Origin of the sequence: Streptomyces sp. SAT1, from assembly GCF_001654495.1 — a bacterium.
Taxonomy (GTDB): domain Bacteria; phylum Actinomycetota; class Actinomycetes; order Streptomycetales; family Streptomycetaceae; genus Streptomyces; species Streptomyces andamanensis.
On the sequence record NZ_CP015849.1, the window covers coordinates 4,375,979 to 4,390,483 of the forward strand.

At 72.0% G+C, this 14,505-nt stretch carries 14 protein-coding genes; 9 read left to right on the forward strand and 5 right to left on the reverse strand.

Annotated features, from left to right (window positions below; all coding sequences use genetic code 11):
• The first annotated feature begins 91 nt into the window (after positions 1–91).
• From A8713_RS19005 to A8713_RS19015, 3 genes are all read left to right on the forward strand, one after another.
• Positions 92–934, forward strand: coding sequence for a helix-turn-helix domain-containing protein (locus tag A8713_RS19005; RefSeq protein ID WP_173860872.1), 843 nt, complete (start codon positions 92–94; stop codon positions 932–934).
• Positions 931–1,137: a DUF397 domain-containing protein gene (locus A8713_RS19010; RefSeq protein ID WP_064534701.1), complete on the forward strand. Its 207-nt coding sequence runs from the start codon at positions 931–933 to the stop codon at positions 1,135–1,137. The genes A8713_RS19005 and A8713_RS19010 overlap by 4 nt, the downstream gene beginning before the upstream one ends.
• Before the next feature lie 217 nt (positions 1,138–1,354).
• The gene (locus A8713_RS19015) at positions 1,355–1,576 is read left to right on the forward strand and encodes a hypothetical protein (RefSeq protein WP_018564863.1); all 222 of its coding nucleotides are present in this window, start codon (positions 1,355–1,357) and stop codon (positions 1,574–1,576) included.
• Between the two features lie 50 nt (positions 1,577–1,626).
• Here the strand turns inward: A8713_RS19015 and A8713_RS19020 are convergent, their stop codons facing one another.
• The 3 genes from A8713_RS19020 to A8713_RS19030 form a co-directional block, all read right to left on the reverse strand.
• The gene (locus A8713_RS19020) at positions 1,627–2,334 is read right to left on the reverse strand and encodes an ester cyclase (RefSeq protein WP_064534703.1); all 708 of its coding nucleotides are present in this window, start codon (positions 2,332–2,334) and stop codon (positions 1,627–1,629) included.
• 134 nt (positions 2,335–2,468) lie between these two features.
• Positions 2,469–3,242, reverse strand: coding sequence for an SDR family NAD(P)-dependent oxidoreductase (locus A8713_RS19025; RefSeq protein WP_064534705.1), 774 nt, complete (start codon positions 3,240–3,242; stop codon positions 2,469–2,471).
• 96 nt (positions 3,243–3,338) lie between these two features.
• The gene (locus A8713_RS19030; protein WP_064534707.1) at positions 3,339–4,040 is read right to left on the reverse strand and encodes an MOSC domain-containing protein; all 702 of its coding nucleotides are present in this window, start codon (positions 4,038–4,040) and stop codon (positions 3,339–3,341) included.
• 79 nt (positions 4,041–4,119) lie between these two features.
• Between A8713_RS19030 and A8713_RS19035 the strand changes: the two genes are divergently transcribed.
• Complete coding sequence (locus tag A8713_RS19035) at positions 4,120–5,016, forward strand: LysR family transcriptional regulator (RefSeq protein WP_064534709.1); 897 nt, start codon at positions 4,120–4,122, stop codon at positions 5,014–5,016.
• A gap of 95 nt (positions 5,017–5,111) precedes the next feature.
• Here A8713_RS19035 and A8713_RS19040 read toward each other — a convergent pair whose 3' ends face one another.
• Positions 5,112–5,441 carry a WhiB family transcriptional regulator gene (locus A8713_RS19040; RefSeq protein WP_064534711.1) on the reverse strand — a complete coding sequence of 110 codons (330 nt, stop codon included), beginning with the start codon at positions 5,439–5,441 and terminating at the stop codon, positions 5,112–5,114.
• Positions 5,442–5,823: 382 nt separating this feature from the next.
• Between A8713_RS19040 and A8713_RS19045 the strand changes: the two genes are divergently transcribed.
• The 4 genes from A8713_RS19045 to A8713_RS19060 all read left to right on the forward strand — a co-directional run bounded on the left by A8713_RS19045 (position 5,824) and on the right by A8713_RS19060 (position 10,470).
• Positions 5,824–6,435 carry a response regulator transcription factor gene (locus A8713_RS19045; protein ID WP_003948568.1) on the forward strand — a complete coding sequence of 204 codons (612 nt, stop codon included), beginning with the start codon at positions 5,824–5,826 and terminating at the stop codon, positions 6,433–6,435.
• A gap of 545 nt (positions 6,436–6,980) precedes the next feature.
• Positions 6,981–7,568, forward strand: coding sequence for a sigma-70 family RNA polymerase sigma factor (locus A8713_RS19050; protein ID WP_026252030.1), 588 nt, complete (start codon positions 6,981–6,983; stop codon positions 7,566–7,568).
• Positions 7,569–7,737: 169 nt separating this feature from the next.
• On the forward strand, positions 7,738–9,240 hold the full coding sequence (gene guaB / locus A8713_RS19055) for an IMP dehydrogenase (RefSeq protein ID WP_064534713.1): 1,503 nt from the start codon (positions 7,738–7,740) through the stop codon (positions 9,238–9,240).
• 105 nt (positions 9,241–9,345) lie between these two features.
• Complete coding sequence (locus A8713_RS19060; protein ID WP_064534715.1) at positions 9,346–10,470, forward strand: GuaB3 family IMP dehydrogenase-related protein; 1,125 nt, start codon at positions 9,346–9,348, stop codon at positions 10,468–10,470.
• A 656-nt stretch (positions 10,471–11,126) separates the two neighbouring features.
• Here the strand turns inward: A8713_RS19060 and A8713_RS19065 are convergent.
• Positions 11,127–12,335, reverse strand: coding sequence for a nucleotide sugar dehydrogenase (locus tag A8713_RS19065; protein WP_064534717.1), 1,209 nt, complete (start codon positions 12,333–12,335; stop codon positions 11,127–11,129).
• A 302-nt stretch (positions 12,336–12,637) separates the two neighbouring features.
• Between A8713_RS19065 and A8713_RS19070 the strand changes: the two genes are divergently transcribed.
• Positions 12,638–14,344 carry a glycerol-3-phosphate dehydrogenase/oxidase gene (locus tag A8713_RS19070; protein WP_079159040.1) on the forward strand — a complete coding sequence of 569 codons (1,707 nt, stop codon included), beginning with the start codon at positions 12,638–12,640 and terminating at the stop codon, positions 14,342–14,344.
• Positions 14,345–14,505: the final 161 nt, after the last annotated feature.

Consider the following 14,505-nt stretch of genomic DNA (forward strand, 5'->3'; position numbering starts at 1 on the left):
TCCCTGGAGTCAACTTCTCCTGTTCCCCACCCCGTTGACGTGGGCGAGTCCTACCCTGCGGCTACGCACAGCAGCCGAAGGGGGCGAGCGGATGGACACCGGCGCGGACTCGGGCACGGGTACGGAGGAGGCGGAGACCGGCGGGGACTTCCTGCGCTGCTTCGGCCGCCAGATCAAGCTGCTGCGCGAGGCCCGCGCACTCACCCAGGCGCGGCTGGGAGATCTGGTGGGCTACGGCGAGGCCCAGATCGCCGCCGTCGAGCAGGGGCGCCGCATCCCCAAGCCGGACCTGATCGACGCGCTGGACCGGGCGTTGAACGCGGGAGGGGTGCTGGTCGCCATGAAGGGAGAGGTGGCGAAGGCCAGGTATCCGTCGTTCTTCCGCCGGTACGTGCAGCTTGAGGCCGAGGCTGTGGAACTGCACGCCTATATCAACCACGTGGTCAAGGGCCTGTTGCAGACGGAGGAGTACGCGCGGGCGGTCTTCCGGATGTGGCGGCCGTTGCTGGATGAGGGGGATATCGAGCAGGGCGTGGCAGCGCGCCTTGCGCGCCAGAAGTTGTTCGCCCGACGTCCGGCCCCACTGCTGAGCTTCGTCATCGACGAGCATGTTCTCCGGCGGCCGCTGGGCGGGCCTCAGATCCAGCGTGGCCAGTTGGAACAGCTTCTGCTCTACGGTCATCAGCGCAACGTCGAGATGCAGATCATGCCGATGAACCGGGAGGAGCATGCCGGTCTTTCCGGGCCGTTCACATTGATCCATTCACAGAAGCAGCGCAGGATGGCCTACATGGAGGTGCAGGGCGTCAGCGCCTTGCACGCGGATCCGAAGAAGGTCAGCCCGCTGGAAGCGACTTATGGCGTCCTGCGCGCACAGGCGCTGACTCCACGTGATTCCCTGGCCTTCATCGAGAAGCTGTTGGGAGAGCTATGAAGGCAAGCAGCCCGGATTCCGCTGTTGGCGAGCTGCGATGGTTCAAAAGCAGTTACAGCGCGGGCGACGGCGGTGACTGTGTCGAGGTCGCGGACGCCGGTGCCGTCGTGCTGATCCGTGACTCCAAGCGGCCCGAGGAAGCGTTTCTGTCCGTGGGCTCCGGCCAGTGGGCCGCGTTCGTACGGATGACGGTGCGCGGTTGACGTAGGCGCAGGCGCAGGCGCAGGGATTCTCGTCGGATGCCCGGTCCCCTCGAAGGGGCCGGGCATCCGGCGTCGTACGGCCGCCGCGGCGATCGAATTCCCGTGCGCATTGGTCTGGACCTATGTGCGCGGGCATGGCTAGGCTGCGAACGCATCACGCCATCTCTGCTGAAAACCGACTGCATGTCACCATGCCTTCGCAGATGAGGAGTTGTCCGTGAAAAGACGCATCGCCCTGGCTGCCGCGACCCTCGCCGCAGCGGTCGCCCTCCCCCTCACCGCCACCACCTCCGCCCAGGCCAGCGCCTGGCACTTCCAGGGCGCCTACCCGAGCGCCGCCGCCTGCGACGAGGCCGGCAAGGCGGGCGTGCTCCTGTGGGGGCCGCTCTTCGTGTGCAGCCCCGGCGGACAGGGCTGGTACAACCTCTACGTCCACTGACGCTCCCGGGGCGGCCGGGTGCCGGGGGGCCGGCCGCCCCGCCCGGGGGCTCAGTGCTCCAGCTCGTCCAGCGCGCCCAACTGCTGCATCAGACCCAGGTGGTCGCGCTGCCACCAGAGTTCGGCGAAGGTGCCGTGCGGGCCGCGGCGGAAGACGGTCGTGCCGGTCATGGCGACCCGCCGGCCCGTGGGCGCGATCCCCAGGAACTCCCCGCGGTGGACGGCGTCCCACCGCCAGCGGGCGCAGGCGCGCTCGCCCTGGGTCAGCACGTCCTCGACGGTGAAGACGGCGTCGAAGGCGTCGCGCCACATCCGGCACTCGCGCCGGATCGCGTCCAGGCCGATGGTGTCCTGCGGATTGACCGGATCATGGCTGTGGCAGTCCTCGTCGACCAGGTCGTTGAGCGGGGACAGCGCACCGGCGGCCGTCAGCGTCCCGAAGAACCGGCGCACCGCCGACTCGGAGAACTGCTCGTCCCGTACGACCTCCAGGTCGGTGAAGACCGGCAGCTCGTCGCAGAGCGCGACCATGCGGCGGAAGACCTCGTCCGTCTCCGGCAGGTTCGAGGTGCGCATCGCCTCCTCGTACGAGGGGAACTCCACCAGTTCCACCACGTGGGCGCCGTCCGAGCGGTCCCTGCCGACCAGCGCGTGCGTGGCGGACCGCTGTCCGCCGGTCCGCTCGGCCCAGGTGTCCAGCAGCCGGTCCAGCTCGTCCCACCGGCTCGTCCTGCACTCGATGAGCTGTACGAAGGTCATGACGCCGCCGCCTTCCGGCCGCCCGGCCCCGTCGCGCCCGGGGCTTCCACCCGCCGGGTTCCCGCCGGGGCGGCGCCGTCACGTCCGCGCGCCGACCGCTTCCGCCGCCGGGGCGGCCCGCGTACGGTCCGTGCTCACCGCGGTCCGTACTTGCGGCCCGTCTTCGAGGTCACCCCGCCCAGCAGACCGCGCGGGGTGACCTTGACCAGGCCCATCAGCGCCTTGTAGCGGGGGTCGGGGACCGAGACGGTCCGGCCGCGGGCCAGATCCGCCAGCGCCGCCGCGACCAGCTTGTCCGCGTCCAGCCACATCCAGCCGGGGATGTTGTCCGTGCCCATGCCTGCCCGCTGATGGAACTCGGTGCGCACGAAGCCGGGGCACAGCGCCATCAGCCGTACGCCGCTGCCGGCCAGGTCCCGCGCCGCGCCCTGGGTGAACTGCACGACCCACGCCTTGGACGCCCCGTAGGTGCCGCGCGGCACGAACGCCGCCACCGAGGCCACGTTCACCACGCCGCCCCGGCCGCGCTCGCGCATCGCCGCGGTCGCCGCCGACGTCAGCCGCAGCACCGCCTCGATGTGCACCTTGAGCATCCTCAGCTCGTCGGCCATCGGCACGTCGAGATAGCGGCCCTTGTTGCCGAAGCCGGCATTGTTGACCAGCAGGTCGACCGGGTTCTTCCGGTCGCCCAGCCGGGCCGCGACCGTCTCGATGCCCTCATCGGACGCCAGGTCGGCCGACAGCACCTCGGCCTCGATGCCGTGCCGGTCGTGCAGCTCGGTCGCCTGCTCCGTCAGCCGCGCGGTGTCCCGCGCCACCAGGACGAGGTTGTGCCCGTCCGCCGCCAGCCGCCGCGCGAACGCGGCGCCGATGCCCGCGGTCGATCCCGTAATCAGAGCCGTTGTCATGGCGAAAGGTTAGTGGTCCGGAGTGCGCGTCCCCGATCCCCACACAGGGCCCGCCGATCGGTGGAGGAGCGGTGCGCCGGCACCGGACGGGACCCGTCAGCCCGCCGTGTCCGCCGTGTCCGTCGCGTACTTGTCCGCGTACCGGCGCGCCGAGGCCAGGGACTCCGGGTGCAGCGCCGCACCGGCCGCCAGCAGCCGCGGCAGCAGGGCGCGCTCGGTGGTGCTCGCCCGGAACTGGAGCGCCACGGTCACGTCGTGGTCCGGGCGGTGCACGATCCGCACGGGGTCGCCGCGCCGGATCTCACCGGCTTCGAGCACCCGCAGATAGGCGCCCGGCGCGCCCTTCTGCGTGAACCTGCGCACCCAGCCCTTCTCGCCCAGATGGCCCTGGAAGGTCCGGCACGGGATGCGCCCGGAGGTGACCTCCAGCAGCACCGAGGGGCCGTCCGGCGCGCCGATGCGCCAGCGCTCCCCGATCAGCGCGCCCGACACGTCGACGCCCGCGGTCGTCAGGTTCTCGCCGAACGACCCGTCCGGCAGCGCCCGGCCCAGCTCGCGCTCCCAGTCGTCCAGGTCCTCGCGCGCCATCGCGTACACGGCCTGGTCGTCGCCGCCGTGGTGCCGCGTGTCGCACACCGTGTCCCCGGTCAGTCCGCTCGCGCCGACGCCCTTGGGACCGGGCGCGGCCACCCGCACCGCGTGGTCCACCGGACGCTTGTCGATGCCGGTGACCCCGGCCGGCTGATCGGTGTACGGCACGGGCACGGCACGGCCCAGATTGACGGAGAGAAGCTTCATGCGCCGACGGTAAGCGACCGCGGTCAAAGTGTCGACGCGTTTTTCGACGGTATGCCCAAGGTTGCCTTATGCTCGAAGGGTGATCGAGGCCCGCCATCTGCGCGTCCTGCGCGCCGTCGCCGCCAGCGGATCCTTCTCCGCCGCGGCCCGCGAACTGGGCTGCACCCAGCCCGCCGTCAGCCAGCAGATGAAGGCCCTGGAGGGCTCGGCCGGCACCCCGCTGCTGGTGCGCACCGGCCGCGAGATGCGGCTCACCGAGGCCGGCGAGGCGCTGGTGCGGCACGCCGGGGGCATCCTCGCCGGGCTCACCGCGGCCGAGGAGGAGGTCGCCGCCATCGCCGGGCTGCGCGCGGGCCGGGTCCGCCTGGTCTCCTTCCCCAGCGGCAGCTCCACCCTGGTCCCGACCGCCCTCGCCGCGCTGCGCGCCGCCCACCCCGGCACCCGGGTCTCCCTGGAGGAGGCCGAACCGCCCCGCTCGGTCGAGCTGCTGCGCGCGGGCGACTGCGACGTGGCGCTCGCCTTCCGCTACGAGGGCGCCGCGGGCGCGGAGGAATGGGACGACCTGGTCGTACGGCCGCTGCTGACCGACCGGCTCGTGGGCCTGGTGCCCGAGCGGCACCCGCTGGCCGGCGCGGGATCCGTGGGCATCGCCGAACTCGCCGGCGAGCCGTGGATCGCGGGCTGCCCACGCTGCCGCGGCCAGCTCGTCGAGGTGTGCGCGGACGCCGGCTTCACCCCGCGCATCGACTTCGCCACGGACGACTACCCGGCCGTGGCGGGGCTGGTCGGCGCGGGTCTGGGCGTGGCCGTCCTGCCCCAGCTCGCCATCGACTCCGTACGGCCCCGCGGGGCGCGCACGGTGGCGCTGGAACCGGCGGTGCGCCGGGAGATCGTCGCCCTCACCCTGCCCGATCTGGCCCAGGTCCCGGCGGTGGCGGCCACGCTGGACGAACTGGTGCGCGCCGGGGCCGGATGACACCGCGGCCGGCACCCCGGCGGGCGGGCACGCGTGTGCGCGCGTGCCCGTGCCGTCATCCATAGGCGCGGGAAGATGTAAGAAGAAACGTTCCTTCAGGTGTTCGAAGCGGCATCGCCGCTCGATGACGAGGCCGTCACCAGGCGGTTGCGTGCGCGCCCCATCAGCTCTTCGCGCTCGTCCTCGGTCAGGCCGCCCCACACTCCGTACGGTTCGCGCACCGCCAGGGCGTGTGCCGCGCACTCCGCGCGGACCGGGCACCTCATGCAGACCTCCTTGGCCGAGTTCTCTCGAGCGCTCCGAGCCGCCCCGCGCTCGCCCTCGGGATGGAAGAAGAGCGAGCTGTCCACTCCGCGGCAGGCAGCCAGCAGCTGCCAGTCCCACAGGTCCGCATTCGGTCCGGGAAGGCGGGAGAAATCTGCCATTGCGTGACCCCTTGTAGCCGTTCGGTGGCGGATACGGTGCCAACGACCGTACATCCCCGGTCTAAGGAGATGAAAATATGACTCATTGCGAATCTAGCGCCAGACACCTAGAAACGGGAAGAAAAGGGGCCGAATGGGGCATCCGTTGTGATGAAAAGTTGAGGGTATGACGTCTGTGTCTGCACTGTGTCCGCTCCCTCACGTAGAGTGCCGAAAACGGCGTACGGCCCCGTAACTCTTTCGAGTGACCGTCGTTGAGAGTGCGGAGGCGGTTGAAAACACAAGTGCTCGGACAGGCGTCCGAGACGGTCGACCGCACAGGTGACGATTTCGTACCAGCCTGGAGGCTCAAGGTGACGCGCATCAGCTGCGGAGGGCGGCCATGACATCCGTCCTCGTCTGCGACGACTCCCCGCTTGCCCGAGAGGCGCTCCGCCGCGCGGTCGCGACCGTGCCCGGCGTCGAGCGCGTGACGACGGCGGCCAACGGCGAGGAAGTCCTCCGCCGCTGGGGTGCCGACCGCTCGGACCTCATTCTGATGGACGTGCGCATGCCCGGACTGGGCGGCGTCGAGACCGTGCGGCGGCTGCTGTCCGCCGACCCCGGCGCGCGCATCATCATGCTCACGGTGGCGGAGGACCTGGACGGCGTGGCGCTCGCCGTGGCCGCCGGCGCCCGCGGCTATCTGCACAAGGACGCCTCCCGCGCGGAACTGCGCGCCACGGTGACCCAGGCCCTCGCCGACCCCACCTGGCGGCTCGCCCCGCGCCGGCTGCGCTCGGCCGAGATGGGCGCCGCGCCCACGCTCACCGCGCGTGAGATCCAGGTCCTGGAGGGCATGAGCCACGGCCGTTCCAACGCGGAGATCGGCCGTGAGCTGTTCCTCTCCGAGGACACCGTCAAGACGCACGCCCGGCGGCTGTTCAAGAAGCTCGGCGCCTCCGACCGCGCGCACGCGGTGGCCCTCGGCTTCCGGTGGGGCCTGGTCCGCTAGGTCCTGTCCGTCGTCAGGGGCTCGTCCGCCGTCGTCAGCCGCGCGCCGTACGCCCGGGTGGGCTGTCGCCGGGGCCGCCGTCCTTCGGACCGGGGCCGGACCGCCCCGCCGGGCCCACGGGCCGGGGCGGGCGTCCGGGCCGGTCACAGGGGTGCGGGGCGGTCACCGTGGTGCGGGGCGGGCAGCGGCCCCGCGGAACCGTCCGGCACCGGCGGCCCGACGCCGCCCGTGCGTACCGGCCGCGGCCGTACGCCGTCGGCTGCGCGGGCGCCCCGCGTCGGCGCGTCCGGACGGGCGGGAACGGAGCACGGACGGTGTCGCGTACCGGGCGCCGGGTACCAGTGGCGATGCGGCCCGCCGGGCGGTCGGTGCTCGTTTCGCCGCGGATGCCGCATCCTTGAGGTGTGGAGTTCCTCGGGGACGAGTCGGTCGAGCGGAATGGGAGGGCGCAGGGGATGGGTTCCGGCGCACCTGCTCATAACGCTTCGGTGCACAACCACGAAGGCGGTGCCACGGAGCAGACGACGTCAAGGCACCATGGACCGATGCGCGACGACGAGGCGGCAGTTGCCCCAGGGGCGATCGGTGCGCTGGTGCACCGCGCCGTCGACGGCGACGAGCAGGCCACGCACGACCTGCTGGCCCGGGTCCACCCGCTCGCGCTGCGCTACTGCCGTACACGTCTGTCCCGCCTGCCGGGCGACGCGCGCCACTTCGTCGAGGACCTCGCCCAGGAGGTCTGCGTCGCCGTCCTGCTCGCCCTGCCGCGCTACCGGGACACCGGCCGCCCCTTCGAGGCGTTCGTCTTCGCCATCGCCTCCCACAAGGTCGCCGACCTCCAGCGCGCGGCGATGCGGCACCCCGGCTCGACCGCCGTGCCCTCCGACGAGATGCCCGAGCGCCCGGACGACTCGCTCGGCCCGGAGGAGCGCGCCCTGCTCAGCAGCGACGCCGAGTGGGCCAAGAAGCTGCTGGCCAACCTCCCCGAGAACCAGCGCGAACTGCTGCTCCTGCGCATCGCGGTCGGCCTGACCGCGGAGGAGACCGGACAGATGTTGGGAATGTCACCGGGCGCGGTCCGGGTGGCCCAGCACCGGGCGCTGAGCAGGCTGCGGGCCCTCGCCGAGCAGTGACAGGGCTTCGCGGGCACCCATGGGCTCCCGCGGGACCGGCCGGGCGCGCCGGCCCCGTTCCCGTAGGAAACCACGAAGCCCGGAACGATCTTTCTTCGTGGAATGAGACGCCTCCGCTTCCCGTTAGCATGGACATCCGCACCGAGCAAGGCCATTTGGGGAAGGTGTCATGACTGCAAACGTCGACGGAGTGCCCGGTAAATTCGCGACACTCGGGCTGACCTACGACGACGTGCTGCTGCTGCCGGGCGCCTCGGAGGTGCTCCCGAACGCGGTCGACACCTCGTCCCGCATCTCCCGCAACGTCCGGGTCAACATCCCGCTGCTCTCGGCGGCGATGGACAAGGTGACCGAGTCCCGCATGGCGATCGCGATGGCCCGGCTGGGCGGCGTCGGCGTGCTGCACCGCAACCTCTCGATCGAGGACCAGGTGAACCAGGTCGACCTGGTCAAGCGGTCCGAGTCCGGCATGGTCACCGACCCGATCACGGTGCACCCGGAGGCGACGCTCGCCGAGGCGGACGCCCTGTGCGCCAAGTTCCGCATCAGCGGTGTGCCCGTCACCGACCCGGCGGGCCGGCTGCTCGGCATCGTCACCAACCGCGACATGGCCTTCGAGACCGACCGTGGCCGCCAGGTGCGCGACGTCATGACGCCGATGCCGCTGGTCACCGGCAAGGTCGGCATCTCCGGCGTCGACGCCATGCAGCTGCTGCGCAAGCACAAGATCGAGAAGCTGCCGCTGGTCGACGACGAGGGCATCCTCAAGGGCCTGATCACCGTCAAGGACTTCGTCAAGGCGGAGCAGTACCCGAACGCGGCCAAGGACGCCGAGGGCCGGCTGCTCGTCGGCGCGGCGGTGGGCGCCAGCCCCGAGGCCCTGGAGCGCGCCCAGGCGCTCGCCGCGGCGGGCGCCGACTTCCTGGTCGTCGACACCTCGCACGGCCACAACAGCAACGCGCTCAGCTGGATGTCGAAGATCAAGTCGAGCGTGTCCATCGACGTGATCGGCGGCAACGTCGCCACCCGCGACGGCGCCCAGGCGCTGATCGACGCCGGTGTCGACGGCATCAAGGTCGGCGTGGGCCCCGGCTCCATCTGCACCACGCGCGTGGTCGCCGGCATCGGCGTCCCGCAGGTCACCGCGATCTACGAGGCGTCCCTCGCCGCCCGCCCGGCGGGCATCCCACTGATCGGCGACGGCGGCCTGCAGTACTCCGGCGACATCGGCAAGGCGCTCGCCGCCGGCGCCGACACGGTCATGCTGGGCAGCCTGCTGGCGGGCTGCGAGGAGTCGCCCGGCGAGCTGCTGTTCATCAACGGCAAGCAGTTCAAGTCGTACCGCGGCATGGGCTCGCTCGGCGCCATGCAGTCCCGCGGCCAGGCGCGGTCGTACTCCAAGGACCGCTACTTCCAGGCCGAGGTGGCCTCCGACGACAAGCTCGTCCCCGAGGGCATCGAGGGCCAGGTGCCCTACCGCGGCCCGCTGGCCAACGTGCTGCACCAGCTCGTCGGCGGTCTGCGCCAGACCATGGGCTACGTGGGCGCGGCGAGCATCGGCGAGATGGAGACCAAGGGCCGCTTCGTCCGGATCACCTCGGCGGGTCTGAAGGAGTCCCACCCGCACGACATCCAGATGACGGTCGAGGCGCCGAACTACAGCGGCAAGTAGCAGCAGGGCCCCGACGGGCGGTCCCGGAGGCATCCGGGACCGCCCTTGTCATGGGCGTCGGCGATACTGGAAGACGCTGCAACGCATCAGGGAAAGGCCACAGACGTGACTGAGATCGAGATCGGGCGCGGCAAGCGCGGCCGCCGGGCGTACGCCTTCGACGACATCGCCGTCGTCCCCAGCCGCCGTACGCGGGACCCGAAGGAGGTCTCGATCGCCTGGCAGATCGACGCCTACCGCTTCGAGCTGCCGTTCCTGGCCGCGCCCATGGACTCCGTCGTCTCCCCGGCCACCGCGATCCGCATCGGTGAGCTGGGCGGCCTGGGCGTGCTCAACCTCGAAGGTCTGTGGACCCGGCACGAGGACCCGCAGCCGCTGCTGGACGAGATCACCGGGCTGCCCGCCGAGGCCGCCACCCGCCGCCTCCAGGAGATCTACGCCGCTCCCGTCAAGGAGGAGCTGATCGGGGCGCGCATCAAGGAGGTGCGCGACTCCGGTGTGGTGACCGCGGCGGCGCTCTCCCCGCAGCGCACCGCCCAGTTCTCCAAGGCCGTCGTGGACGCGGGCGTGGACATCTTCGTGATCCGCGGCACCACCGTCTCCGCCGAGCACGTCTCGTCCTCGCACGAGCCGCTGAACCTGAAGCAGTTCATCTACGAGCTGGACGTCCCGGTGATCGTCGGCGGCTGCGCCACGTACACCGCGGCCCTGCACCTGATGCGCACCGGCGCGGCCGGCGTCCTGGTCGGCTTCGGCGGCGGCGCCGCGCACACCACGCGCAACGTGCTCGGCATCCAGGTCCCGATGGCCACCGCGGTCGCCGACGTGGCCGCCGCCCGCCGCGACTACATGGACGAGTCCGGCGGCCGGTACGTGCACGTGATCGCGGACGGCGGTGTCGGCTGGTCCGGCGACCTGCCCAAGGCCATCGCCTGCGGCGCCGACTCGGTGATGATGGGCTCCCCGCTGGCGCGCGCCACCGACGCGCCCGGCCGCGGCCACCACTGGGGCATGGAGGCCGTCAACGAGGAGCTGCCGCGCGGCCAGAAGGTCGACCTCGGCACCGTCGGCACCATCGAGGAGGTCCTCACCGGCCCCTCGCACACCCCCGACGGCTCCATGAACTTCTTCGGCGCCCTGCGCCGCGCCATGGCCACGACCGGCTACAGCGAGCTGAAGGAGTTCCAGCGCGTCGAGGTCACGGTGGCGGATTCCCAGCACAAGCGGTAATCCGCCAGGACCCCGTACCACGGAAGGGGCCCGGTCACTCGTGCGGACGAGCGACCGGGCCCCTTCGTGTGCGCCGCGGAGGTACCGGTGGGGGCGCTTTCGGTACGCGGGGGGCGCACGGTTGCTTTCGGGCCGAAACCGCCGGGGACGGGCGTGTCGGGCCGGTAATGTCCGTGATCGACGGCCCGGTTGTCCGGGTCGCCCCCTTCCAAGGACATGGTCCGGACCCCGCCCCTCGGGGCCCGGCCCGATTTCCGACGCGCCGTCCACCGGGTCAATGGCGGCATCGTGGAAGGGGGCGTGCCCGTGGGCCGTCATCGCAAGCCCACCCGCTGGGACCACATCCGGCTTCGGCTGGTGCAGTGCCGGAGGAGGTGGATCTTGCGAATCTACGGATGGTGAGCGGCCGCCCCCACGACGACTAGGGGCGGACACTCCGTGATCCATCCTGGAGCCTGCCGCAGTACCCGCTGCGGCGGGCTCCGCCTTTTTTACCCTGTGGTGCGGCCGCCCCCATACAGCCTAGGGGCGGACACTCCGTGATCCATCCTGGAGCCTGCCGCAGTGACCTCTGCGGCGGATTCCGTCTCATACGGTAGCGGCGGGATCCGTCCGCTTCCACCGCTTCCAGCCGCCGGGCCCCCGCGCGCCCCCTTTCACAACCGGTGCGCCGCCCCCAGCGGTGCCGCCCCGCGGGTGTCCAGCAGCAGTTGGGCCTTCACCGACAGGCCCTGGAGGTCGTACGTCCGGTGGTGCTGGAGCAGGATCGTCAGGTCGGCGTCGGCGACCGCCTCGTACAGGGCGTCGGCGCGGGGCACGGGACGGTCCTGGACGCTCCAGGAGGGCACATACGGGTCGTGGTAGCTGACGCAGGCGCCGAGGCCGGTCAGCCGGACGGCGATCTCCTCGGCGGGGGTGCCCTGGAGGTCGGCGAGGTCCGGCTTGTAGGTGACGCCGAGGAGGAGGACGCGGGCGCCGCGCGCCGACTTGCCGTGCTCGTTCAGGAGGGCGGCGGCGCGCTGGACGACGTAGCGGGGCATACGGCTGTTGACCTGCCGGGCGAGTTCGACCATGCGCAGGCCCCGGCCGGCCGGGCCGGACATGTCCTGGGGGAGGCCGGGGCCGCCGACGCCGGGTCCGGGGCGGAACGCCTGGAAGCCGAACGGCTTGGTCTCGGCGCAGCGCACCACGTCCCACAGGTCGACCCCGAGGTCGTGGCAGAGCACGGCCATCTCGTTGACCAGGGCGATGTTGACGTGCCGGTAGTTGGTCTCCAGGAGATGGACGGTCTCCGCCTCCCGCAGCCCGCGCGCGCGGACCACCTTGTCGGTGAGGCGGCCGTAGAAGGCGGCGGCGGACTCGGTGCAGGCCGGGGTGAGGCCGCCGATCACCTTGGGGGTGTTGGCCGGGGTGAGGTCGCGGTTGCCCGGGTCGACGCGGCTGGGGGAGTAGGCGAGGTGGAAGTCGCGGCCGGCGGCGAGCCCGGAGCCCTCCTCCAGGAGGGGGCGCAGGAACGCGTCGGTGGTGCCGGGGTGCACGGGTGACTCCAGGATCACCGTGGTGTGCGGGCGCAGCTGCCCGGCCAGCGCGCGGGCGGCGCTCTCCACCTGGCCCAGGTCGAACCCGCCGTCGGCGCCGCGCGGGGTGGGGGCGCAGATCACGGCGGTGCGGACGCGGCCCAGCTCGGCGGGGTTGGTGGCCGGCCGGAAGCCCCCCGAGAGCATCCGGCGCAGTTCGGCGGCGCTGAGCGAGCCGGGTTCCTCCCCGATGCGGTACCCGAGCGTGGGGACACCGGCGGCGACGGCGGCCTGGGCCAGGGGCAGGCCGAGAGGACCGAGTCCGATGACGGCGAGATCTGCGGGCATGGCGTGGGCCGTCCTTCCCAATAACCGAGGTGGGTCAGGCACGCAAGTCCTGTGGACAGGACGAGCGAGAGCAATGTCAGACTAGGAGTAAATATGACCGTTTTGCGGGATTGACCAGCGTGTTTCTCGGTGAACCGGTGGGAGTTGTCCACAGGCCGGGGGCGACTGGTGGCTGAAGCCGGGCATCCCGGTCAGAATTTGGGCAGGGGGAACACGGAGGGGACGCGCGGGGTACAGGGGACGTGTGGGACGGGGCTTCGCCCGACGGGTGCGGCCGGCTCGACCGAGAGCGGGAGGCAGCAGTGAGGACAGCGACACTGGGGCCGGCGCAGCGCGCCGAGTCACTGGCGGCAATGGCCGAGCGTGAGCTGGACATTCTGGTCGTGGGTGGCGGCGTGGTGGGAGCGGGCACGGCCCTGGACGCGGTCACGCGCGGCCTGTCCACCGGCATCGTCGAGGCGCGCGACTGGGCGTCGGGCACCTCCAGCCGGTCCAGCAAGCTCATACACGGCGGACTGCGCTATCTGGAGATGCTCGACTTCGCCCTGGTGCGCGAGGCGCTGAAGGAGCGCGGGCTGCTGCTGGAGCGGCTGGCCCCGCACCTGGTCAAGCCCGTGCCGTTCCTGTACCCGCTCCAGCACAAGGGCTGGGAGCGGCTGTACGCGGGCTCGGGCGTCGCCCTCTACGACGGCATGTCGATGGCCCGCGGACACGGCCGGGGACTGCCCGTGCACCGCCACCTGAGCCGCCGTCACGCCCTGCGCGTGGCGCCCTGCCTGAAGAAGGACGCCCTGGTCGGCGCCCTCCAGTACTACGACGCCCAGATGGACGACGCCCGCTTCGTGGCGACCCTGGTGCGCACCGCCGTGTCCTACGGCGCGCCGGCGGCCAACCGGGCGCGCGTGACCGGGTTCCTGCGCGAGGGCGAGCGGGTGGTCGGCGCGCGGGTGCAGGACGTCGAGGGCGGCGGCGAGTACGAGGTCCGCGCCAAGCAGATCGTCAACGCCACCGGGGTGTGGACGGACGACACCCAGGCGATGGTGGGGGAGCGCGGCCAGTTCCACGTCCGCGCCTCCAAGGGCATCCACCTCGTCGTGCCCAAGGACCGCATCAACTCCACCAGCGGGCTGATCCTGCGCACGGAGAAGTCCGTCCTGTTCGTCATCCCCTGGGGGCGGCACTGGATCATCGGCACCACGGACACCGACTGGGACCTGGACAAGGCGCACCCGGCCGCCTCCAGCGCCGACATCGACTATCTGCTGGAGCACGTCAACTCCGTGCTCGCCGTCCCGCTCGGCCGGGACGACGTGGAGGGCGTCTACGCGGGACTGCGGCCCCTGCTGGCCGGGGAGTCCGACGCCACCAGCAAGCTGTCGCGCGAGCACACCGTGGCCCATCCGGTGCCCGGCCTCGTCGTGGTCGCGGGCGGCAAGTACACCACCTACCGGGTGATGGCCAAGGACGCCGTCGACGAGGCGGTGCACGGCCTGGACATGCGGGTCGCCGACTGCGTCACCGAGGAGACCCCGCTGTTCGGCGCCGAGGGCTACCAGGCGCTGTGGAACGCGCGGGCGCGCATCGCCGCCGACACCGGCATCCACGTGGTGCGCGTCGAGCACCTGCTGAACCGGTTCGGGTCGGCCGCGCGGGAGGTCCTCGACCTGATCGCCGAGGACCCCTCGCTCGGCGCGCCGCTCAAGGCCGCCGACGACTATCTGCGGGCCGAGGTCGTCTACGCCGCCTCCCACGAGGGCGCCCGCCATCTGGACGACGTGCTCACCCGGCGCACCCGCATATCCATCGAGACCTTCGACCGGGGCACCCGCAGCGCCCGCGAGGCCGCCGAGCTGATGGCGCCGGTCCTCGGCTGGGACGAGGACCAGATCGTCCGCGAGGTCGAGCACTACGAGAAGCGGGTCGAGGCCGAGCGCGAGTCGCAGCGCCAGCCCGACGACCTGACCGCCGACGCGGCCCGGCTGGGCGCTCCGGACATCGCGCCGCTGTAGCGGCGGGCGGGTCCGGGGCCGGGAGGAGAGGGGAGGAAGCGGGCGAGAAGGGGGCGTCGCTCCCAGGTTTCGTCACCGGCCGTCATCATGCCGTGTCCCACGGGCTGTTCGGCGGCCGGTCCGCCGCGCCCGGGGTGTCCGCTCGGGGCCCCCTGGGCGCC